This window comes from Enterobacter sp. C3_dUdeg (assembly GCF_057536195.1).
The window spans coordinates 41,059-64,918 of sequence record NZ_BAAKFX010000018.1 but is presented as its reverse complement, the minus strand read 5'-3'; the positions used below and the strand labels follow the sequence as shown (position 1 = coordinate 64,918).

The 23,860-nt window shown below is 56.1% G+C and carries 16 protein-coding genes; 4 read left to right on the top strand and 12 right to left on the bottom strand.

Annotation, left to right across the window (positions count from 1 at the left end; translation table 11 throughout):
- Nucleotides 1–163: 163 nt before the first annotated feature.
- Nucleotides 164–1,417 carry an N-acetylmuramoyl-L-alanine amidase AmiC gene (gene amiC / locus AC27FC_RS22755; protein ID WP_029740496.1) on the bottom strand — a complete coding sequence of 418 codons (1,254 nt, stop codon included), beginning with the start codon at nucleotides 1,415–1,417 and terminating at the stop codon, nucleotides 164–166.
- Nucleotides 1,418–1,644: 227 nt separating this feature from the next.
- Here amiC and argA point away from each other — a divergent pair, with 227 nt between their 5' ends.
- Complete coding sequence (gene argA, locus AC27FC_RS22750; RefSeq protein WP_023309037.1) at nucleotides 1,645–2,976, top strand: amino-acid N-acetyltransferase; 1,332 nt, start codon at nucleotides 1,645–1,647, stop codon at nucleotides 2,974–2,976.
- A 54-nt stretch (nucleotides 2,977–3,030) separates the two neighbouring features.
- Here argA and recD read toward each other — a convergent pair whose 3' ends face one another.
- The 11 genes from recD to rppH all read right to left on the bottom strand — a co-directional run bounded on the left by recD (nucleotide 3,031) and on the right by rppH (nucleotide 20,900).
- Nucleotides 3,031–4,851, bottom strand: a complete 1,821-nt coding sequence (recD, locus tag AC27FC_RS22745) for an exodeoxyribonuclease V subunit alpha (RefSeq protein ID WP_487160410.1) — start codon at nucleotides 4,849–4,851, stop codon at nucleotides 3,031–3,033.
- The gene (gene recB / locus AC27FC_RS22740) at nucleotides 4,848–8,390 is read right to left on the bottom strand and encodes an exodeoxyribonuclease V subunit beta (RefSeq protein ID WP_094934831.1); all 3,543 of its coding nucleotides are present in this window, start codon (nucleotides 8,388–8,390) and stop codon (nucleotides 4,848–4,850) included. The genes recD and recB overlap by 4 nt, the downstream gene beginning before the upstream one ends.
- On the bottom strand, nucleotides 8,387–11,254 hold the full coding sequence (gene ptrA / locus AC27FC_RS22735) for a pitrilysin (protein WP_069303263.1): 2,868 nt from the start codon (nucleotides 11,252–11,254) through the stop codon (nucleotides 8,387–8,389). The genes recB and ptrA overlap by 4 nt, the downstream gene beginning before the upstream one ends.
- Before the next feature lie 140 nt (nucleotides 11,255–11,394).
- Complete coding sequence (gene recC, locus AC27FC_RS22730) at nucleotides 11,395–14,769, bottom strand: exodeoxyribonuclease V subunit gamma (RefSeq protein WP_196354991.1); 3,375 nt, start codon at nucleotides 14,767–14,769, stop codon at nucleotides 11,395–11,397.
- Nucleotides 14,770–14,781: 12 nt separating this feature from the next.
- Entirely contained in the window at nucleotides 14,782–15,105 is a 324-nt protein-coding gene (locus AC27FC_RS22725; RefSeq protein ID WP_094934834.1) for a prepilin-type N-terminal cleavage/methylation domain-containing protein, read from the bottom strand.
- Nucleotides 15,090–15,491, bottom strand: a complete 402-nt coding sequence (locus AC27FC_RS22720) for a DUF2509 family protein (RefSeq protein ID WP_094934835.1) — start codon at nucleotides 15,489–15,491, stop codon at nucleotides 15,090–15,092. The genes AC27FC_RS22725 and AC27FC_RS22720 overlap by 16 nt, the downstream gene beginning before the upstream one ends.
- A gap of 115 nt (nucleotides 15,492–15,606) precedes the next feature.
- Entirely contained in the window at nucleotides 15,607–16,056 is a 450-nt protein-coding gene (locus AC27FC_RS22715) for a prepilin-type N-terminal cleavage/methylation domain-containing protein (protein WP_487160412.1), read from the bottom strand.
- Between the two features lie 184 nt (nucleotides 16,057–16,240).
- A complete protein-coding gene (gene thyA, locus AC27FC_RS22710) occupies nucleotides 16,241–17,035 on the bottom strand; it encodes a thymidylate synthase (protein ID WP_014885081.1) in 795 nt (264 codons plus the stop codon).
- A gap of 6 nt (nucleotides 17,036–17,041) precedes the next feature.
- Nucleotides 17,042–17,917: a prolipoprotein diacylglyceryl transferase gene (gene lgt / locus AC27FC_RS22705; RefSeq protein WP_023309046.1), complete on the bottom strand. Its 876-nt coding sequence runs from the start codon at nucleotides 17,915–17,917 to the stop codon at nucleotides 17,042–17,044.
- A gap of 193 nt (nucleotides 17,918–18,110) precedes the next feature.
- On the bottom strand, nucleotides 18,111–20,357 hold the full coding sequence (gene ptsP, locus AC27FC_RS22700; protein ID WP_023309047.1) for a phosphoenolpyruvate--protein phosphotransferase: 2,247 nt from the start codon (nucleotides 20,355–20,357) through the stop codon (nucleotides 18,111–18,113).
- Between the two features lie 12 nt (nucleotides 20,358–20,369).
- Nucleotides 20,370–20,900 (bottom strand): RNA pyrophosphohydrolase, encoded by a 531-nt coding sequence (gene rppH, locus AC27FC_RS22695; RefSeq protein WP_013098553.1) that lies wholly within the window; start codon nucleotides 20,898–20,900, stop codon nucleotides 20,370–20,372.
- 683 nt (nucleotides 20,901–21,583) lie between these two features.
- On the opposite strand from rppH, the gene mutH reads away from it, so the two are divergent.
- The 3 genes from mutH (at nucleotide 21,584) to AC27FC_RS22680 (ending at nucleotide 23,795) form a co-directional block, all read left to right on the top strand.
- Entirely contained in the window at nucleotides 21,584–22,276 is a 693-nt protein-coding gene (mutH, locus tag AC27FC_RS22690) for a DNA mismatch repair endonuclease MutH (RefSeq protein WP_033146444.1), read from the top strand.
- A gap of 128 nt (nucleotides 22,277–22,404) precedes the next feature.
- Entirely contained in the window at nucleotides 22,405–22,623 is a 219-nt protein-coding gene (locus AC27FC_RS22685; RefSeq protein ID WP_008499668.1) for a YgdI/YgdR family lipoprotein, read from the top strand.
- A 131-nt stretch (nucleotides 22,624–22,754) separates the two neighbouring features.
- The gene (locus AC27FC_RS22680; protein WP_023309049.1) at nucleotides 22,755–23,795 is read left to right on the top strand and encodes an NADP(H)-dependent aldo-keto reductase; all 1,041 of its coding nucleotides are present in this window, start codon (nucleotides 22,755–22,757) and stop codon (nucleotides 23,793–23,795) included.
- Nucleotides 23,796–23,860: the final 65 nt, after the last annotated feature.

The following is a 23,860-nucleotide window of genomic DNA, read 5'->3' as shown; positions in this document are numbered from 1 at the left end:
GCGGGGTGGAGCAGCCTGGTAGCTCGTCGGGCTCATAACCCGAAGGTCGTCGGTTCAAATCCGGCCCCCGCAACCAACACTTCTAAAACAATAAACACCCTTAAGGGTGTTTTTTTGTATCTGTCGTTTGTGCATTTGCCGGGCATTTACCCGGCTGAAAGCGTTATCCGCGTCGCGCCAGCGTCGCCCCGTCAGAGAAATATGCCCGTATCCCCGCCAGAATCGACTCCGCAACCTCCTGCTGGAATTTTGCCGTCTTGAGCTTACGCTCCTCTTCGACGTTACTGATAAAGGCGGTTTCAACCAGGATGGACGGGATATCCGGTGCCTTGAGTACCGCAAACCCGGCCTGTTCAACGCTGTTTTTATGCAGCTTATTGATGTTCCCCAGCTTGCCCAGCACCGCTTTACCAAACTTCAGACTGTCGTTAATGGTCAGCGACTGCACCATATCGAACATGGTGTGGTCGACGTAGCGGTCGCCGCTTTTGCTCACGCCACCAATCAGGTCAGAGGCGTTCTGGCTGTCAGCCAGGAATCTTGCTGCGGTACTGGTCGCGCCTTTGGTTGAGAGCGCAAACACCGAAGAGCCGCTTGGCTGGCGGCTGGTGAAGGCATCCGCATGGATCGACACGAACAAATCGGCGCGCTGCTTCTGCGCTTTCGCCACCCGGACCTTCAGCGGAATAAAGATATCTTCATTGCGCGTCATATAGGCGCGCATATTGCCTTCTTTATCAATCAACGCCTTCAGGCGACGTGCAATTTGCAGCACCACGTCTTTTTCACGCGTGCGGTATTTCCCCACCGCGCCGGAGTCTTCTCCGCCGTGGCCGGGATCGAGCATGATCACAATCGGACGATCGCGCCCTGCTTTTCCGGGCTGCGGGCCGCTTTGCGCAGGCGGTACCTGACGCTGCAAATCGCCCTTGTTGTAATCCTCCAGCAACGCAAGTAGCGGATCCTGGATATCCGTTGCGTTGGCCGGGTAGAGATCCATCACCAGGCGCTCTTTAAACGTCGCGACGGGCGCCAGGGCGAACAGCTGCGGCTTAACGTTCTGTTTAAGCTCAAACACCATGCGCACGGTTTGCGGATCAAACTGCCCGACGCGCGCCGATTTAATAAACGGATCGTCGCCGCGGATCTGCGCCGCCATCCCTTTCAGCACGGAGTTGAGGTTAACGCCTTCGAGATCCACCACCACGCGTTCCGGGTTGCTGAGGGCAAATTGCTTATATTTCAGCACGCGATTGGATTCGACCGTCACGCGCGTATAGGTCGACGACGGCCAGACGCGCACCGCCACCACCTGACTCGTGGCGGCAAGACCGACCTGACTGACGCTAAGCAACCACATTGCCCCGGCCCCTTTTAACAAACGGCGGCGGCTTATTGCTGAATTGGATCCCGACATGCTTCTCCCGAGCAAGAACACTGACTGATATACAAAATGTCCAAATTGACCGAAAACTTTAACGAATGACGCATAAACTGTCATCTATAAAAGGGTAAACAATCATACGCTAACGCACGGATTACTTACCAATTTCTGTGGGTCGCGGAAAATTTGCGCTTGCACACGCGGCCACAATCGAATAAAAATACAGAAATTACGAATAAACATTCATTAAGGGTTGTGCCATGGTGAAGGAACGTAGAACCGAACTGGTCCAGGGATTCCGCCATTCTGTTCCCTATATCAACGCCCATCGGGGAAAAACGTTTGTCATCATGCTTGGCGGCGAAGCCATTGAGCATGAAAATTTTTCCAGCATCGTCAATGACATTGGCCTGCTGCACAGCCTCGGGATCCGCCTGGTGGTGGTTTATGGCGCGCGTCCGCAGATCGACGCCAACCTGGCCGCTCACCACCACGAGCCGATTTACCATAAACATACCCGCGTCACCGATGCCAAAACCCTGGAGCTGGTGAAACAGGCGGCGGGTCTGCTGCAGCTGGATATTACCGCGCGTCTCTCCATGAGCCTGAACAATACGCCGCTGCAGGGCGCGCATATCAACGTCGTGAGCGGCAACTTTATCATTGCCCAGCCGCTCGGCGTGGACGATGGCGTGGATTACTGCCACAGCGGCCGTATCCGTCGTATTGATGAAGAAGCTATTCACCGCCAGCTGGACAGCGGTGCCATCGTGCTGATGGGCCCGGTCGCCGTTTCCGTGACCGGCGAAAGCTTTAACCTGACGTCCGAAGAGATTGCCACGCAGCTGGCGATCAAGCTGAAGGCGGAAAAAATGATTGGGTTCTGCTCCTCCCAGGGCGTCGTGGACGCTGAAGGAACAATCGTACCAGAACTCTTCCCGAATGAAGCCCAGGCCCGCGTGGAAGCGCTGGAAGCCGAAGGCGATTACCACTCCGGCACCGTCCGCTTCCTGCGTGGCGCCGTGAAGGCCTGCCGCAGCGGCGTGCGCCGCAGCCACCTGATCAGCTATCAGGAAGACGGGGCTCTGCTGCAGGAGCTGTTCTCCCGCGACGGTATTGGTACGCAGATTGTGATGGAGAGTGCGGAGCAGATCCGCCGCGCCACCATCAATGACATCGGCGGCATTCTGGAGCTGATCCGCCCGCTGGAACAGCAGGGCATTCTGGTACGTCGCTCACGCGAACAGCTGGAGATGGAGATCGATAAATTCACCATTATTCAGCGCGATAACCTGACCATTGCCTGCGCCGCACTCTATCCGTTCCCGGAAGAGAAGATCGGTGAAATGGCCTGCGTGGCGGTGCATCCTGATTACCGTAGCTCTTCACGCGGCGAAATGCTGCTTGAACGCGTGGCGGCACAGGCGCGCCAGATGGGGCTGAGCAAGCTGTTCGTCCTGACGACGCGCAGCATTCACTGGTTCCAGGAGCGCGGATTCACGCCGGTGGATATCGATTCTCTGCCGGAAACGAAGAAAGAGATGTACAACTATCAGCGTCGTTCAAAGGTGCTGATGGCTGACCTGGGATAATACAACGCTTGCCGGGTCGCGCTGCGCGTACCCGGCCTGCATGTCTGGCGTTGTTCAGAGTGACTCAAATATCGCGCCCAGTCCGCTTCGGCGTTCCGTTCGGGTGGCGATCGCCTGCACCAGCACCCGTTCATCGGCATACAGCGACAGACGCTGACGCGCGCGCGTAATGGCGGTATAGATCAGCTCGCGGGTAACGACGGGTGAAAGCTGCGTGGGCAGGATCAGCGCCGCATGGTTAAACTCGGAGCCCTGGGATTTATGCACCGTCATCGCCCAGGCGGTTTCATGCTCGGGCAAACGACTGGGCTGGAAGGACTTCACGCTCCCGTCCGGCATCTGGAACCAGACGCGCAGGCCCTGACCGCAGTCGAGCGCAATCCCGATATCCCCATTAAACAATCCCAGCGCGCTGTCGTTGCGGGAGATCATCACCGGTCGCCCTTCATACCAGCGCGAGTGCTGGGTACGGTTAATTTTGCGTTTTTGCGCCAGCAGCTGTTCCAGCCTGTCGTTCAAACCCCGGACGCCAAAGGGGCCTTCCCTCAGCGCACAGAGCAGCTGGTATTCGCCAAACGCAGCAATGACCTGCTCCGGCGTACTTTGCTGTTGTACGCCCGTCAGAAAGTGCTGATACCCCTGCAGGGCGTCGTCCAGCATCGCCTGATACTCTTCCCCACTTTGCAGCGATTTTTTCTCAATATCCGTAAAGGTACCGTCAAATACCGCTGTGGTGGTGCGCCGGTCGCCCCGGTTCACCGCCGCCGCAAGCTGGCCGATGCCAGAGTCGCTGCCGAAACGGTAGCTTTTTTGCAGCAGACACAGGCTGTCGCGCAGCGCCCCTGCAAGCGAATGGTTTTCAGACGTGAGCGAACATCCGGTGAGACGGGCCAGCTCCTGCGCGCGTTCCGCGGTATATCCCAGGCTGGCATAGGTGCAGATATCCCCCAATACGGCTCCCGCCTCTACGGAGGCAAGCTGATCGCGATCGCCGAGGAAAATGACGCGCGCGTGCGGCGGTAGCGCATCGATCAAACGCGACATCATCGTCAGGTCAATCATCGACGCTTCATCCACGACCAGCACGTCAAGGTGCAGTGGGTTACCGGCATGATAGCGCAGACGCTGGCTACCCGGCTGTGCGCCAAGCAAACGGTGCAGCGTGCTCGCTTCATTGGGGAAAAGCGCAAGCTGCTCCCCGGTTAGCGGCAGTTTTTGCAGCGCGCCGCCTAACGACTCCGTGAGACGTGCCGCCGCTTTACCGGTGGGGGCCGCCAGGCGAATACGGCACTTTTTCTCACCCGATAGCTGAATCAGCGCGGCAAGCAGTTTTGCCACAGTGGTCGTTTTCCCGGTGCCCGGGCCGCCAGAAATCACCGAGATCCGTCGCGTTAAGGCCACGGCTGCCGCCACTTTTTGCCAGTCTGTCGCGTCGTCAGAGGTAAACAGCGTATCCAGCGTTTGCCGGAGCTGCGCTTCATCGCAGGGAAGCGGGGCGTTGGTCTCGCTGAAGAAGCGCACTACCGTCAGTTCGTTACGCCACAGCCGGTTAAGATACAAACGCTCGCCGACAAGGATCATTGGCGTCCCGGTATCGGCTCCGCTCACGGCAGGCGAGCCGAGTAATATCTCCTGCCAGTCCACTGCGTCCCCCAGCAGCGCGAAACACGCCTGTAAAGCCGGAGGCATTTTCTCATCCACCGCCAGACGCGACAGCGGCAGACATACGTGCCCTTCCCCCGCGTCTTTACTCAGAATGGCCGCGGCCAGCATGACGGCAGGCTCCTCGCCTGCCACCATCATGGCGAACTGCACATCCAGGTGACGCAGTAACCGTTGTTCAACCGCGTCCAGCAGTAGCGCCTGCATCGTCATGCCACCTCCTTCGTGCTTGCAGCAAACAGATTATCCATTTTTTCAATCAGTTCCGCAGCCGGACGCGTACTAAAGACGCCGGAACGCGGGTCGTTACCATCCACTCCGCGCAGGAACAGGTAAATGACGCCGCCAAAATGATCTTCGTAGCGGTAATCGGCCATGCGATGGCGGAGGTAACGGTGCAGCGCAAGGGTGTAAAGCTGATACTGCAGATCGTAGCGATGCATTTGCATTGCCGATGCCATCGCGTCCTGGGTGTAGGCTTCGCTGCTTTCACCCAGCCAGTTCGATTTGTAATCCAGCAGGTAGTAGCGCCCTTCGTGGCGGAAAACCAGGTCGATAAAGCCTTTGAGCATCCCCTGCACCTGGCGGAAGTTCAGCGGCGGGCACCCGGCGGATAACGGATCGTACTCGCGGATCAGCGCATCAAGCGCCTCGGCCCTGAGCGGGCTGGCGATGGGGAGATAAAACTCCATCTCCACCTGCTTGTCTTTGGCGGTCAACTGGTTCAGCGAGATCCCCTGCGTCGTGAGCGGCGCGTGCAGTACCGCGCGGATCCAGTCGGTGAGAACCGGCTGCCACTGCGCGTCGTAGCCGCCACTCTGTAACATTTTCAGCACCCATTCTTCGGAAACCGGCTGGGTAAAATCCAGCTCTTCAAACAGGCTGTGCAAAAACGTGCCCGGCGAGGCGCCGCGCGGGAACTGGTGCGGCGTGAGAACCGGCTCAGCGGGTACGCTACCGGCTCCTGCTGCATCCACGTCCAGTTTTGGCATCAGATCCTGCGCAATACTCTGCCCGTGCTGCTGCAAACCGGAGTAGCTGGTGACGCGCCAGTCGTCGGCAATGGTACGCACAACCTGGCGGGCATGGAGCTCTGACTCACCCAGCTCCGGCATCTGCCAGCGGCTGTTGTCGGGCTGCGACGGAATATGCAGGGCAACATGCTCCGTGCAAAGCGATTCGATGCACTGGCGCAGGCCCACCGCATCTTTGGGTTCGCCGTGCTGAATAAGCCGCCCCAGCGCGCTCAGATGAAAATCACTCTCCCCGCTCTTTTCGCCACGGCGACGGAACAGCGGCGCAACGCCCAGGCTGCAGTGCCAGACCGAACGGGTCAGCGCCACGTAAAGCAGGCGCAGGTCTTCCGCCAGACGCTCGGCTTCGGCCAGCTCAACGCTGGACTCCGCGTTGCTGAGATCGAGCACCGCCTCAAAAGACTCGCGATCGTGGTAAAAGGCCTGATCCTGCACGCGATAATTGGCGATAAACGGCAGCCAGACCAGCGGATATTCCAGGCCTTTCGACTTGTGAATGGTGACGATCTGCACCAGATGTTTATCACTCTCAAGGCGCATCTGCTGGCTGGACGAATTACTGTTCGGATCGGCAATCTGCTGCGCCAGCCAGCGTACCAGGGCGTGTTCGCTCTCCAGCTGCGTACCGGCTTCCTGCAGCAGTTCGCTGATATGTAAAATATCGGTCAAACGGCGCTCGCCGCCTGCTGTCGCCAGCATATTCTCCGCAATGTGGCGCTGCGCCATGAGCTCGCGCACCATCGCCATGACTCCACGCTTCTGCCATTTTTCGCGGTAGCGAACAAACTCTTCTACCACGGCATCCCACGCGGCTTCGTCATTGTTCAGCGCATCAATATCCCGCGCGTTCAGCCCGAGCATCGCGCTCGCTAATGCGCTACGCAGCGTGCTTTCCCGCTCCGGGGCCAGCACGGCCTGCAGCAGCCATAGCATCTCCTGCGCTTCCAGCGTTTCAAAGACGCTATCGCGGTTCGAGAGATAGACGGAGGGAATATTCAGTAACGTCAGAGCGTCGCGGATGAGCGCGGCCTCCTGACGGCTGCGCACCAGCACCGTGATATCGGATGCCTTTACCGGGGTTGGTTTATCCCCCTTCCACAGCAGCGCTTTACCGTGCGCGCCCGCACTGAGCCAGTCGCGGATTTGCGCGGCACAGTGCTGGGCCATCGCATTTTGATAGTCGGCAACGCCGCAGCCTTCCCCGTCCAGCAGCCAGAAGTTCATGGCAGGCTGCGTCTCGCCGTTGAACTCGAAGCGCAACGAGGCATTTTTCTCGGCAAATTTTACCGGCTGAAACGGGATCTCACGGAACATAAACGCCGTATCCATGCGGCTGAAGAGCGCGTTGACGCTTTCCACCATGCCGGGAGAGGAGCGCCAGTTAGTATCAAGAGTGTAGTGTGCGTCAACTTCGCTACGGGCTTTCATGTAGGTGAAAATATCCGCACCGCGGAAGGCATAAATGGCCTGTTTCGGATCGCCGATTAACAACAGCGCGGTGCCGGGCTGCTGGCGCCAGATACGGCGGAAAATGCGGTATTGTTGAGGGTCGGTATCCTGAAATTCGTCAATCATCGCCACCGGGAAGCGGGTGCGGATCGCGGCGGCAAGCGCTTCGCCATTTTCACTGCACAGCGCCCCATCGAGTCGGCTCAGCATATCGTCAAACCCCAGCTCACCCCGGCGGCGTTTCTCACGCGCGACGGCGTCGCGAATTTCCGTCATGGCGCGGGTAATCATCAGATCGTTGAGCGTTAAGGGCTCAGCCAGCAGGGTTTCAATCGCCACAAACAGAGGATGCTCAGGCACAATGCCGTCGGCTTTGGTCCGCTCAGCCAGGAAACGTTGGGAGAATTTCTCCAGCGCATCCGGGAGCTGGTAGCCTCGCGTCTCCTCCTGCGCCCAGGCGCTGATCTTGTCGATCCATTTCCCCTGATTGCCACGGTTAAACTTGCGTCGGTCAATCCCGGAATTTTCGATGATTGCGTCAATCTCGCCAACGGACTCAATCCATTTTTGCTTAATATCCGTAATTCTCGCGATGATTTTTTCATGGCGTGAGGCCAGGGTTTCATCCGCAGGCGGCGGGGATTTGATGACCGGTGCTTCACCCTGCAGATAACGATCGATAGCGCGCAGCAGCGCCTCCGGGCCCTTCCACAGCGCATGTACCGCTTCGGCGATATCGCGCTGTAACGGGTAGCAGTGGCGACGCCAGAAATCCGCGCAGGCCTGATAGCGAAGCACGGATTCATCTTCAATGAGCTGCTGTTCAAACAGCATCCCGGATTCAAACGCATTCAGGCTCAGCATACGCTGGCAAAAACCGTGAATGGTGAAGACGGACGCTTCATCCATCTGCCGTTCAGCGAGCAATAGCCACTGGGCTGCCTGTTGCTTATCGGCAATTTCTTCCAGAAGGCTCGCGTAGAGAGGGTTATCCGTGCTCTGACGCAGACAGGCGATGCGCAGCTCGTGGATATTGCTGCGAATACGGCCCCGCAGCTCAGCGGTGGCAGCCTCGGTGAAGGTCACCACCAGCAGTTCCTCCACGCTCAAAGGACGTGGAAAAGCGGCGTTGCCGCCAAGCCCCAGCAGCAGACGCAGGTACAGCGCGGCAATGGTGAAGGTTTTTCCCGTTCCCGCTGAGGCTTCAATCAATCGTTCACCCTGCAGAGGTAAACGTAAGGGATCAAGGGACTCAGCGGTATCGGTCATTCTTTCTTACTCCAGGGCATAGATTGCTGCAGCGCGCTGACGCTCTTCCAGACTTTCCAGCCTTTCGGGTTCACGTACTCCGTTTTCCCGTTCTGGCTACCGGAAACCTGAGACAGGATGGTGATTCCCTGCGGCTTAATGACCGCCTGATGGAAGAAGTCTGCAACCTTCTGCGGCGTCAGCTGTTTTATCTCGGCCACTACTTTATCACGCGAATCAAATTTCAGATTACCGCGATCGAAATCTTTGCTCAGCTGCGAGGCTTCTTCACCCAGCGTCTGCGGCGGCTGCATCACCTGTGCGATGACGGCCTGCTGGATTTGCGCAAACTCTTCCGGCTTCATGGCGCGCAGTTTTGCTTCCACCTGCGGGAAGAAGGCCTTGTAACGCTGCCAGAGATACGCCGGCTGTTTATCGCTGCTTTGCAGCAGGAAACCCAGCCCCCACTGTCGGCCTACGTTCATGGAGAAGGCAAACACCGCGTAGCCAAGCTGCTCCTCTGTGCGTAACTGGTTGTAGAACCACGGCTGAATAATTTGCCCCAGAACGGCACTCTGCGCTGAGCTGGCGAATTCATCGTAGCCCGTTGGCACAAATACCGCGGCCAGCGCGGAATCCGTGCTGTTACCCGCCTTTTCAAAAATCACATTCTGTTTTTTCTCAACCAGCACGTCCTGGTTGCGGCACCACTCGTCGCCTTTCGAACCGAGCTGAGTGCGTACATTCTCTGCCAGGGTTTTGGCCTGATCCTCACTCATGTTGCCGACGATCAGGAACTCCGGACGCGTGTTGGTTTTCAGCGCGTCACGGTAAGCCAGCACGTCTTTTAAGGTGATCGAAGGCAACAGCGCGCGGCGATCCTCTCGCTGGAAATAAGGAACTTGCGACAGCATTTGCGCCGGCATAAGCGCCATATCGTAAGCTTTGCCCTTCTCCGCAGAATCCATCATCTGCGCATACCACGATTTAGCCTGTTCAAGCTGCTCTTCCGTCGGCGTATAGCTGAAATAGCCCTCCAGCAGTGCCTGGAACAGCTGAGGCAAACGCTGGGTATAGCCGTTTGCATTGAGCATCAAACCATTGTTGGCGTTGGTGGAGAAGCTGATCCCGCCCACGGCCGCCTGGTTGCTGAGCTGATCGAGCGCAATCCCGGCGAGATAGTCATTGAGCGCGAACATCACCTGATTTTTGGCGCTGTTCATCGCTTTCGGGTTACGCAGCACCACGCTGACATCGGCCTTTGGCTCGCTTGCGAAGTAGCGGCTGGGGGTGTACACCACGCGCAGCGTCGGTTCATCAACGATGAGCGCCGGGTGCGGGTAATCTTTAGTCGTTTTGGTCAGCGAGAAGTCATCCGGAATATAGGGGTTCAGCTCCGGCAGCTTTAACGCAATCTCCCCGGCCTTCTTCTGCCAGTCGGCGAAGGTCTGCGCGCTGATTTTGTCCACCTGATAAGGAGCATCGACAAAATACGCCGTCTTGTTATGCGGTTCGTTCGGGCTGATGTACCAGATGCGGGCATTCTCCGGCGTCATCATCGCCAGGCGGGCTTTTACCGCATCGGCATCATAGCGGTCGGCAATATTGACCGCATCGAGGGTGTGTTCCACCGGCACGCGGATCATGGTATCCGCCAGCCACTCAACGTAATCCATATCGCGGGTAATGGACGGGTAACGGAAATCGAGATCCAGCACGTGGGCGAGCTCATCAAAGTAGCGCTTATCGACGCCTTTCTCACGCAGTAAAGAGAGGTAGCTGAAGATCGCCGCCACCACTTCGTCACGGTTTGCCAGGCCCTTGTCGGTCAGGGTGGCGGAGATCGCCAGCACGCCGCTATTGCCGTTCACAACCGGATCGGAGTCGGCGCGAATACCTTCCACCAGCCCCTGTTTTTGCAGCCAGTCAGAAAGCGTACCCGGGCTACGGTTACCTATCAGATAGGTCACCAGCTCATCGGTTTTACTGCGAAACTGTGCGGTGTTGTTATCGATGCGGAATTCCACGCGCAGCACTTTGCGCGGCAGCGCAGGCACGTAGTGGATCACGATGCCCTTTTGCGCGTCCGTGACCACCGGTACGTCTATCTGCGGCAGGTCGATATTTTTATTCGGCACCCGGCCAAACGTTTTAGCCGCCATGCCTGCCAGTTCTGGCAACGGTTTATTGCTATAGATGACCGCTTTCATCAGGTTGGCGGAGTAGTATTTATCGCGAAACGCGTGCAGGGCATCAAGCACCGGGCTGTTCGGTTTGTCGCTTAACGTCTCAAGGTTACCGCCGGAGAAGCGCGAACCCGGGTGCGCAGGGTTGATGGTTTCGGCGCTGACCTGGGCCATGCGCATACCGTCTCGCGTGCGGGCAAGGGTCAACTCAGCATTGACGGCATTGCGTTCACGGTCGGCATATTTTTTATCCAGCAGGGGGGCGGCGATGGAATCAGCAAGGCGATCGACCGCGCCTTCCAGCGCATCATTTTCGACTTCAAGATAAAAGGCCGTGCGGTACGGTGCCGTACTGGCATTGTGGCTGCCGCCATGCATTTTCAAAAATTCGGACAGGCTATCCGGCTGCGGGTATTTTTTTGACCCCATCAGCGTCATATGTTCCAGATAGTGTGCAAGCCCAGGATGCGCGTCAGGATCTTCCAGCGATCCAACCGGCACCACTAATGCCGAGAGGGACTTCACCGCCTGCGGATCGGAAACCAGCAGCACGGTCATGCCGTTATCAAGACGAATAGCCTGATATTGACGGGTATCTTTTTCGCTTTTACGAATAGTTTCCTGAACGGGTTGCCAACCGGAGTCTGCCTGAGTGACAGGTACCCAGAGGGCGAAAAACAAAACAAACGCTTTAAACAAGGTGCTACCTCTTTATCACGGCTACATCATTAACACATTGCGTGCTGGACACGCCAACATCTCTTTATTGGGTACATCAGTCCGTGATAAGAAGTGCATCATAAATGAACACCCCATACTGCGCAATTTTTATACAGCGCTCAGGACTGATTAAATTTAAACAACGGCAGCAGGTAGCGCTGCGCCTCTTCCGTGATGGCCTCAAAGTACTCTGGCTCAAGCGTTCGCCATAAGCGCTGATACCAGACATCTTCACCTTCGCCCCGCACCATCATGTTACCTTCGTAGGCCTGCATAAATTTACTGCGCGCTTTCTGCAGTGACGCCTCATCCGTTAACATCGCATCATTCTGTGCGTCATAACAGGCTTTTATCCAGGCCCCGCCACTTTCCGGCAGTACCTGGAGCGGTTTGTTCATTCCCTGACGGTAGCCCTCAATGTACAACGACAGATACCGTAACGCCTGCTCAGACTCCATCGGCGGGAAGCGCCATTCACCCTCTTTGCGCACGAAAATCCGACTTTCACCTTTATGACCATCCGCACTGTAGACAAGATGTTCCAGCCAGAGTTGCAAACCCTGTGAAACGCTAAGCATAGAGGGCCGCCAGCGCAGCAGCCCGTCCGGCTGAACCTGGGTTAACCAGCCCGTAAGCTGTACACCATTGCAGTTGAGATCGATTTCAATGCTTTTCCCTGGCTGTCGGCACTCTCTTACGCGCTCTGCCAGGGCGGTCATCTCCTGACACTGCGCCTCCCACACAATTTCTCCGAACGCCCCATAGGGCAACTGTCCTGCAGCACGGTAGCGGCGGTAAAGTTTGTCCGCATCTTCCTCGTCAACCAGCGCATTCAATAGCTGCAGGTTTAACTGGTAGCGCTCCAGCCCTTCCAGCGTAAAAGGCTCTGCATCAGGAATTTCACTCTCTTCAGAACGGAAGTTGACCTGCAATCGCTGCTGGAAGAAGGCGCGCACCGGATGCGCCCAAAACCGCTGAAGCTGTTCGAAGGTCAGGGTGTCGACAGGGCGCGGGTCAAGCTCCTGAATGAAATCGGTATGCGCACTCCCCTCCTTTTTCGCCGCCGGTAGCCACTCCTGGGCATAGCTCTGGCGCTCGCTGGGCGTGTAGTTCACCGGGTCAAACGGCATGCGGCTGTGGAAACAGGTGATATGGGCTTTCACCCTCTTCTCGCTTTCATCGCAGTTGCGCTCTTCATCCCCCGTCAGATAGTGACTCTGGCCGATATAGTCCACCAGCTCCTGCACCAGAACGGAGGGAAAACGCTCGCTGTTGTCCTGAATGGAACGGCCGATATAGCTGATATAGAGCTTACTCTGGGCGGAAATGAGCGCCTCAAGGAAGAGGTAGCGGTCATCATCGCGGCGGCTACGGTCTCCCCGCTTTGGATTTGCGCTCATCAAATCGAACCCCAGCGGCGCCAGCGCGCGCGGATAAACGCCGTCGTTCATGCCAAGCAGACAGACCACTTTAAACGGGATAGAACGCATTGGCATCAGGGTGCAGATATTGATGGGGCCAGCCAGGAAACGCTGGCTGATTCGCTCCTGGTCAAGCCGCTGCGTTAGCTCATCCCTCAACAGCGACAGTGGGATTGCATCCTGATAATGGGAATTCACGCCTTCATCGACGATCGCCTGCCACTGCGTTTCAATCAGTGCCATTGCCGCTTCTGTGTCACTGTCTGGCAGGAAGAAATCATTAAGCAATGCCCTGCAAACCGGGAGCCACGCTTCAAGCGGACGCGGCTGCATCAGTTCGTGTCGCCAGCGGTTAAGCTGCATCAGGAGTGACGCTAAATGCCCCACCAGTTCAGCAATTAACCCGCTGGACTCATCGTAAGGCAGCACCTCATTCCACTCGCCCTGGCTGCTCTCCATGGCGTAGCCCAGCAGCATACGCGTCAGGCCAAAACGCCACGTGTGCTGCCCGGTTGGAGGAAGTTCGAACTCCTGAACGTTATCGTCATCGATCCCCCAGCGTACGCCAGATTCATTCACCCACTGGCGAAGGTAGCGCAGCCCCTCTTCATTGATGTTGAAGCGTGCAGCCAGCACGGGAACATCCAGTAACGCCAGGACATCTTCGGAGATAAAGCGGCTATCCGGCAGTGAAAGCAGAGTGATAAAGGCCTGCAATGCCGGATGCGACTGACGGGCACGACGGTCAGAGATAGCGTAAGGCAGATATCGCTCGCCCGTCGCACTGCCAAAAACGGCCTGAATGAAGGGACTGTAGCTGTCGATATCCGCCACCATCACCACGATATCGCGCGGGGTGAGTTCGGGATCGTCCTGCAGCATCGCCAGCAGCTGGTCGTGAAGCACTTCGACCTCACGCTGAGGGCTATGGCAAACATGGATCGTGACGCTGCGATCGTCAGCATCCAGCTTGCGCTTGCTGTCGCTGCGTTCGAATTCTTTCGCCGTCACGCCCATCACGGCACGGTTTTCCAGATCGAGGATATCCAGCTGAATATGATGCAGCAGGCTATCCGGGGCAATATCGACAAAGGCATCCACGTCACCTTCGCCTGATGAAGTGATGTCTGAAAGCATGTGAATGTAGTCACGCCCCAGCTTCCCCCACGAGGCAAGCAGTGGATTGGGCAGGTTCTGGATACCGTCTTCATCAAAAAGCTGCCCGGCAGTCGAGCCGTCTTTAAACAGCGGGACGGAACGTTCTTCAAAAAGGCGCTTTCGTTGGCGAGTCACCAGCCGCGCAAGCCAACGTTCGTCGAGGATATCCCCCCAATACTGTCGGCAAGGGTTGGTGAACAAAATATGAATATCAATATGTTTACCCAGCGCGTTCAACGCCTTCAGATAAACAGGCGGTAATGCGGATATCCCGCAGATAAAAACGCGTGACGGCAGTCGGGCCGGGCGCTCCGACGCATTATCGAGTATGGAGATAAACCGATCGTACAGGTTGGCACGGTGCCACTTAGGCTGCCCAAGTTTCTCCGTATGCTCTACCAGCGCTTTCCACAGCGGTGCCTGCCATATTTGCGCCTCCGGTAGCCCTTCAACCAACTCGCCCGCTTCCCAACGAATTAACCAGTCAGAACGGTAAACAAGGTATTGGTCGTAGAGATCGGCGGTGCGCGACGCCAGCTGGAACAGCTTGCGCTTATCGGTATCATCATTGAGGTAGTGGCGCAGCATGGCGAATTCATCGTGCTGCAGCATTTCCGGCAGCAGCGCCATGAGCTTCCAGCTCATGCCTTGCTTGTTGAAGGCGCTCTGCTCCGGAATGTCCGGCAACACGCGCACAAACATCTCCCAGATAAAGCTCGCGGGCAGCGGGAAATCAATATTTGCGGCTATGCCAAATTTACGGGAAAGCGACATTTGCAGCCACTGTGCCATACCGGTGCTCTGCACCAGCACCATTTCAGGCTCAAAAGGATCGTCAAGCCGCTCGCGCTCAACGATAAATTCCATCAGCGCTTCCAGCACATCCAGACGATTTGAGTGGTAGACCCTTAACATAGACGCTCCCGACTACTGGCTAACCGGGCAATGCAGGCGCGTTATCTCACCGCGCCGCCCCAGAGGAGAAATAAGTGTGACCGTGATGCTGACACATCCTGCGTGCGTTGTCTGCCCCCGACTGGCCAGCCAGCCAGCCGGGAGAACATTTGTTGAGAGCTGAGACTGATTCCAGGCATGATGCCAGAGCTGTCGATACTGGTTAAACAGGGTAAACCGAGCCGCCAGCGCCCGATGATAACCGGACAAAGCCGTCACGACGATCACCAGCAGCATCATCGCCAGCAGTACCTCAACCATGCTAAACCCTTTTTCTCTGTTCACGGCAGCTGGCATAACGCGCTCTCCTTAAGGGGACAAAAATCACTCCAGCCGTGAGGCGAAAAGCGAACGTTCCCGTCGACAATCTCTCCTGAGCGCCAGAGCAGCAGGTCGCTGTCTCCGGCAATCAGCAGCACACGCGCCCCACTCAGCTGGCGCAAACACGCTCGCCACGCAGGAGTCTTCTTGCACTGAACCTGTGGCTCTGACGACCAGCTCTGAACCCGTCCCCATTCAAGCGCGGACTGCACCGCCGCCTGCTGCTGAAGCGAACGCTTCTCCCCGCCGACGAGCGCGCTAAAGGTTGTGAGCTGCTGATTGAGACCGGTGAGGATCAGGGTACCGAGCACCAGTAAAAGCAGAACCATCGCCAGCGAAGACATGCCGCGTTGACGATTCACAGGTTGTACCCCGTGACCGTATACAACGCCTGCCAGGGCTCCCCCTGCTCGCCTTTACGAATCGCCGCCAGTTCGATATTCACCTCTGGCGCAAAACTGGCATGTTCCACTGTCCTCACCACAAAATGCGCGATAGTAAGCCTGTCCGGGTCCGTGAGCTTTTCCCATCCTTTTCCTTCACATGAGGTCGCTCCACGCTGGGTTTCAAGCGCACCAGACTCCAGTCGAAAACCGGTGCTGTCATTTTCTGATGCGCTGTTATCCCAGCTGCCGTTACTGTTGGTATCAGCACAAAGGGATTGCCCTTCTCACAGCCTTGCACGGCAGAGCTCAGCAGACAATCCATGCCTCCCACCCGCTGATGGATAATTTGATGGTCGCGGTTGTAGCGGTTGGCATGATTGCGCAGAAACAGCAGGTAATCTCGTACCTGACTGGCGGTTTGCCACAGCCGCTGCTGCCGCTGCCAGCTGTCCCAGCCGTAAAGACCTGAGGCGCTGAGGATAACGACAAGCGAAATCGCGACCAGCGTTTCGATAAGCGTAAAACCGTTCTCTTTTTTCATATCGGGAGTGTGGCGAAGCGCGGTGAACATGACGAGCGACGGATCCTCGTTTTACGAGGCGTTATCCGGAGAATCAGGAGTGTTGCAGCGCGTTGCACGCTTTCTGGATAGCGCTTCGGGAAACGGGATAAAGGCGAAAAAAAACCGGCGCTAAACAGCACCGGTTGTGTCACGCTTTATCGCATCAGATAGCGACAGGCGCTTTGATGCCCGGATGCGGGTCATAGCCCTCAATCTCGAAATCATCAAAGCGATAGTCGAAGATTGATGCCGGTTTGCGTTTGATAATCAGCTTCGGCAGAGCACGCGGTTCGCGAGTCAGCTGGAGATGCGTCTGTTCCATATGGTTGCTGTAAAGATGGGTGTCCCCACCGGTCCAGACAAAATCACCCACTTCCAGGTCGCACTGCTGCGCCATCATGTGGACCAACAGCGCATAGCTGGCAATGTTAAACGGCAGGCCGAGGAACACGTCACAGGAGCGCTGGTAGAGCTGGCAGGAGAGCTTGCCGTCAGCGACATAGAACTGGAAGAACGCGTGGCAAGGTGCCAGCGCCATTTTATCCAGTTCGCCGACGTTCCAGGCGGAAACGATGATTCGGCGCGAGTCCGGATCGTTTTTCAGCTGGTTCATCACGGTGGTGATCTGGTCAATATGGCGGCCATCAGGCGTTGGCCAGGCGCGCCACTGCTTGCCGTAAACCGGGCCCAGGTTGCCATTTTCATCTGCCCATTCGTCCCAGATTGAGACGTTATTTTCGTGCAGATACGCAACGTTGGTATCGCCTTGCAGGAACCAGAGCAGTTCATGAATGATCGAGCGCAGATGGCAGCGCTTTGTCGTCACCAGTGGGAAGCCTTCTTGCAGGTTGAAGCGCATCTGGTGGCCAAAAATGGAGAGCGTACCGGTGCCGGTGCGGTCGTTTTTCGGCGTGCCCTCGTCGAGCACTTTTTTCATCAATTCAAGATACTGTTTCATGGTTCCTCAGGAAATTTGTTGCTGTGGACGACGACGATACGCCCAAATCATCATAATGGCACCCGCGACAATCATCGGAATGGAGAGGATCTGCCCCATGCTGATGTACTGTACCCATTCGCCGGTAAACTGTGCGTCTGGCTGACGGAAGAACTCGACGATAATACGGAATGCGCCGTAGCCAATCAGGAACAGGCCGGAGACAGCACCCATCGGGCGCGGTTTGCGGATAAACAGGTTGAGGATGATAAACAGCACCACGCCTTCCAGCGCCAGCTCATAAAGCTGAGACATATGGCGCGGCAGAACGCCGTAGGTATCGAAAATGGACTGCCACTCCGGGTGTGATGGCAGCAACGCGATATCTTCTGCGCGAGAGCCCGGGAAGAGCATCGTGTACGGCACGCTCGGGTCGACGCGGCCCCACAGCTCACCGTTGATAAAGTTACCCAGACGGCCAGCGCCCAGCCCAAACGGGATCAGCGGTGCGATAAAATCTGAAACCTGGAAGAAGTTGCGTTTGGTGCGTTTGGCAAAAATCACCATCACCAGGATCACCCCAATCAGGCCGCCGTGGAAGGACATGCCGCCGTCCCACACGCGGAACAGATAGAGCGGATCGTTCAGGAATACCGGGAAGTTATAGAACAGCACATACCCAATACGGCCACCGAGGAACACGCCGAGGAAGCCCGCATAGAGCAGGTTTTCAACTTCGTTTTTCGTCCAGCCGCTGCCCGGACGACTGGCGCGACGGCCAGCGAGCCACATGGCAAAAATGAAGCCCACCAGGTACATCAGACCGTACCAGTGAAGCGAAACAGGTCCTACTGAGAAAATGACCGGATCAAATTCCGGAAAATGCAGATAACCACTGTTCATCTGTCACCACAAGATGTTGTTATTCCGCTGAAAGTGGACAGCGGTAGAAATGCGATTCTGCCGTAAGCAGAGGCTCCAAAGTTGCGAATCATAGCACAAGGCGGGCGCGGAGGATGCGCCAGAGATGTAAAAGATGTGTATAGGGTTTTATGCGCGCTGGAGCCCTCCCCCACAGGGAGAGGGCGAAAGATGATTAGCGGCCGCCGCGGATCAGGCCGCCCATACCGCGTCGTTCCATAAACGCCGCGACCTGATGACGAACCTCAGCGGCCAGCTGCGCGTCAAGGCTGCGTTCAGCCAGCTCGCGGGCATCATTGATGTCGATATGTCGCAGCAGGTACTTCACGCGAGCAACAGCGCGACCGTTCATCGACAGATGGCGGTATCCCAGACCAATCAGGATCGCAACGCACATTGAATCCCCGGCCATTTCACCGCACAGGCGTAAATCAATGCCGTACTGTTCCGCTTCACGGGCAATCATCGCTAACGCGCGAATGATCGCAGGATGCAGGCTGTCGTAGATACTGGCGACGCGGGTGTTGTTACGGTCGACGGCCAGAATATATTGCGTCAGGTCGTTCGTGCCGACAGAGATAAAATCAACACGGTTTGCCAGCTGCGGCAGCATAAAGACCATAGACGGCACTTCAAGCATCACCCCGATCCGCGGTTTCGGGATCGCATAGCCGATCATCTCTTCCACTTCACGGCCTGCACGTTCGATCAGTCGCCGGGACTCGTCGATCTCATCAATGCTGGTGACCATCGGGAGTAAGATGCTGAGATTGCCCGTCGCCGCGTTGGCGCGCAGCATCGCACGCACCTGGATCAGGAAGATCTCCGGCTGATCGAGCGTAATGCGGATCCCACGCCAGCCCAGGCACGGGTTTTCTTCGCTGATCGGCATATAGGGCAGCTGTTTATCCGCGCCGACATCCAGGGTTCGCAGGGTGACAGGTTTGTCGTTAAACATCTGCAGCATCCCCTGATACTGCGCCACCTGCTCCTCTTCGGAGGGGAAACCGCTCTGCAGCATGAACGGGATTTCAGTACGGTACAGGCCAATACCGTCGATGCGGCTGCCAAGCTTTTCTTCATGCTCAGGGCTTAAACCGGCGTTGAGCATGACTTTGATCCGCTCACCGCTCTTAAGCTGTGCGGGCAGGTTAACGTCATCTTCCGCCAGCTTGCTTAATTCATTCTCTTCGCTGATAAGACGCTGGTATTCCTGGAGCAGAACCGGCTCAGGATCGACCAGCAGCTCACCGCGATAGCCGTCCACTACCAGCGTACGGCGGTGCAGTACCGACGGCTGGATATCCGCGCCCATAACGGTTGGAATACCCAGCGCGCGCACCATAATGGCGGCATGCGAGTTGGCTGCGCCATCGCGCACCACCACACCGGCCAGCCTGTCCTGAGGCAGTTCAGCCAGCGTCGTTGCCGAGAGCTCATCGGCGACCAGAACAAACCGTTTTGGCCAGGCATTCGGCCCCTGAATGGTGTCATCGAGATGGAACAGCAGACGCTGTCCCAGGGCGCGGAGATCGCCAGCCCGTTCTTTCAGGTAACCGTCGGTCAGTGCCGCAAATTGGTCGGCAAATTTTTCGATGACCTTCTTAACCGCCCACTCTGCGACCGAGCCTTTATCCACTTCCGCAAACAGCTCACGACGCAGACGCGCGTCGGAGAGCAGGTGCGAATAGAGGTCGAAGATGGCCGCCGTCTCTTTCTGTGCGCCTGCGGCAAAGCGCTTGCTGTAACGACGAAATTCATTCGCCGCCTCTTCCAGCGCGGCGGTAAGACGCTCTCGCTCAAGCGCTTCATCAAGCGTTGAGGCTTCGTAAACCTGCTCCATCAGCGGCAGCGTGGCGTCCATCCAGCCTTCCGCAATCGCTACGCCTGGTGATGCCGGAAGGGCACGAATGCGCGTATGGCGATACTGACCAAAGAGCGCGGCAAGCTGGGACTGGGAGAGGATCGCCGCCATCTGAGTGGCCAGCGTGACGAGGAAAGACTCTTCGCTTTCATCGTACTGACGTAGCTCGCGCTGCTGGACAACCAGCACGCCGAGCAGCTGGCGACGCTGGATAATCGGCACGCCAAGAAAAGCGCGGAAGCGCTCTTCTTTTACGGAAGGGATGTATTTAAAGCTGGGGTGTTTTTGCGCGTCAGCAAGGTTGATGGGTTCAGCCAGCCGCCCAACCAGGCCCACGATACCTTCATCAAATGCGAGCGTGACGGTGCGTCCACGTGGTTTTTTTAAACCACGGGTCGCCATCAGGTAATAGCAGCGCCGATCGTGGTCGGCCAGATACACCGAACAGACCTCGGTCTCCATCGCAAGACAGATGTCAGTGACCAGAATATTCAGCGCCTCGTTCAGACGCGGAGCACTGGCCACCTTCTCGACTATTTCTCGCAAGCGGGTGAGCATGATTTGCGTAGCTTAACCTCTTTTACGTCGCCAGGCAGGTGCGCTCTGCGGCTTAGGCGGGATCTCCTGAAGCTGCATTACCACACTTGCAAACTCTTTCATCACCCTACGGTAAACATCGCGTTTAAACGACACGACCTGACGAACAGGATACCAATAGCTCACCCAGCGCCAGCCATCGAACTCCGGCGTACTGCTGGTTTGCATATTGATGTCTGAATCGTTGCCCACCAACTGCAACAGAAACCACTTCTGTTTCTGGCCGATACAAACCGGCTTTGTGTCCCAACGCACCAAACGTTTCGGTAACTTGTAACGCAACCAGTTGCGGGTCGAAGCCAGGATGCGAACATCTTTTCGGCTTAAACCGACCTCTTCAAAAAGCTCCCGGTACATCGCTTGTTCTGGGGACTCTCCCGGATTGATCCCGCCTTGAGGGAACTGCCAGGAGTGCTGACCATATCGCCGGGCCCACATTACCTGGCCCTGACGATTACAAATTACTATTCCTACGTTCGGGCGGTAGCCATCGTCATCAATCACCGGACTACCCCAAACTAAACCTTATATATGAATGATTGTTTCACACTACAGGGAGGCGGTAAACCACTCTCTTACAGGGCTGCAACCTAATAACATTTGAATAACTCACAAATAAGTGCTGAGTTATAAACAGATGAGCGGTGGTGAAGGGAATTTTATTCACCTTTTCTGTGGATATAGTTGTGAAGAAGTGTCTGATTACCGATGAACAACCTCAAACGATGCAGTCTCCCCTTTTTCACCTTAATTAGATAATGCAATTATTTTCAAATAGTTAAATGTATTTCCATGAGCACAAAACAGAATATCGTGACGATCGTCACATCAGGGATCGTCGTGCTGATGAAAGATCGAACAGCGTCGGTTTTATCCACAGATTGTGCCAATAAGTTAGTCACAATTTGTTTGAAAATTCGATTTTCATCGCACGTCAAGGCTGTAAATTGAAACAGTAGTCAGGGTTATGCCCAGTTATCCCATTTTTCTGTGGATAACATGGTGTAAGATCCTGTTCATTGTCAGTGACCAGATTTGAACAACCGGTTTTCTGAGTCTGGCAAAACGATTTCAAACCAATAAAAAAACATATAAATCATAGACATGGAATATTGGCACAGAAATAGTTAAACTCTATCCACAGGGGACAATTTCTTAGTTTATTTTTTAATCAAAAGGTTACCTTCATGCATCCGCTTACACCCTTGCTCTCACCGCCATCCAGCGAAGGTCAGTTGCTACAGCAGGCACGGCGTCTTGCAGGCTTTTCGCTTGGCGAGCTGGCGGCAATGGCAGGGCTTCAGATCCCGAAGGATCTGAAACGGGATAAAGGCTGGATCGGCATGCTGCTTGAGCTGTGGCTGGGTGCCAGCGCAGGAAGCAAACCCGAGCAGGATTTTGCAGCGCTTGGCGTGGAGTTAAAAACCATCCCTATAGACAGCCAGGGCAAGCCACTTGAGACCACCTTCGTCTGCGTTGCGCCATTAACCGGCAACACCGGCGTAACGTGGGAAACCAGCCACGTTCGCCACAAGCTGAAGCGCGTGTTGTGGGTACCGGTCGAAGGTGAACGTCAGATCCCCCTGGCTGACCGTCGCGTTGGCGCGCCGCTGCTCTGGAGCCCGAACGACGATGAGGAGCAACAGCTGCGTCTGGACTGGGAGGAGCTGATGGACATGATTGTGCTTGGGCAGGTAGAGCGCATCACCGCCCGACACGGAGAAGTTTTACAATTGCGCCCGAAAGCGGCCAACAGCAAAGCGCTTACCGAGGCAATCGGCGCGAAGGGTGAGCCGATACTGACGTTACCGCGCGGTTTTTATCTCAAAAAGAATTTCACCGGCGCACTCCTTGCCCGTCATTTCCTGTTAAAAACATAGTTTTTTACTTATTTTGCGAGCTCTCAAACATAATCGACTGCTTTTTAAGATTTTACCGCTTCCTCAAGTCGCCATATCGGGTTAATACTAGATTATGATTTGATACGCGCCAGATGAGGACGATAACGATGAAAAAATGGGCAGTGTTAGTTTCAGCAGTCGGTTTAGCGTTTGCCGTATCGGGCTGTAGCAGCGATTACGTCATGGCGACAAAAGATGGTCGAATGATCCTGACCGACGGCAAACCCGAAGTCGACGATGATACCGGTCTGGTCAGCTACCGCGACCAGGAAGGCAATAAAATGCAGATCAATCGCGACGAAGTATCGCAAATTATCGAGCGATAAACAGATAAAGGTCAGTAGCTTGCTGGCCTTTTTGATTTTTTTCTTCCCCTTTTGCTTCCCCTCTGCCATGTTTATATTCCTTTGTCGGGCACGCCCTGACGCGGTCTATAAGTCTACTGAGGAAGCCGGCTATGCATTATCACCGTATCCCCCACAGCGCTCTGGAAATAAGCCAACTGGGGTTGGGCACGATGACATTTGGTGAACAAAACAGCGAAGCCGATGCCCATGCACAACTCGATTACGCCGTCAGCCAGGGGATTAACCTGATTGATGTCGCGGAGATGTACCCTGTTCCGCCACGTCCTGAAACGCAGGGACTTACCGAAACCTACGTCGGTAACTGGCTGGCAAAACGCGGCAACCGTGAAAAGCTGGTGATTGCCTCAAAAGTCAGTGGCCCCGCGCGCAACAACGATACCGGGATCCGCCCGAATCAGATCCTCGATCGCAAAAATATCCGCGCCGCACTGGACGCCAGCCTGAAGCGCCTGCAAACCGACTATCTCGACCTGTATCAGGTGCACTGGCCGCAGCGGCCAACCAACTGCTTTGGTAAGCTCGGCTACAGCTGGAATGAGAGCGCCCCCGCCGTAACGCTGCTGGAAACGCTGGAAGCGCTGACCGAGTGCCAGCGCGCGGGAAAAATCCGCTACATTGGCGTCTCTAACGAAACGGCCTTTGGCGTAATGCGCTATCTGCACCTGGCAGATAAACACGATCTGCCGCGTATCGTCACCATCCAGAACCCGTACAGCCTGCTTAACCGTAGCTATGAGGTTGGTTTGGCCGAAGTGACGCAATATGAAGAAGTGGAACTGCTCGCCTATTCCTGTCTCGGCTTTGGCACGCTGACGGGGAAATACCTGAACGGCGCGAAACCGGCCGGGGCGAGAAATACCCTCTTTAGCCGCTTTACCCGCTACAGCGGCGAGCAGACGCAGAAAGCCGTTGCAGCCTATGTGGATATCGCAAAGCGTCACGGTCTTGACCCTGCACAGATGGCTCTGGCCTTCGTGCGTCGTCAGCCGTTTGTTGCCAGCACCCTGCTGGGCGCAACCACGATGGAACAGTTGAAAACCAATATTGAGAGCTTCCATCTGAACCTGAGTGAAGAGGTGTTAGCGGAGATTGAAGCGGTGCATCAGGTTTATACGTATCCTGCGCCGTAATAAAAGCAAAACGGCAACGCAGGTTGCCGTTTTTAGGGTTTGCTCCCTCTCCCTGTGGGAGAGGG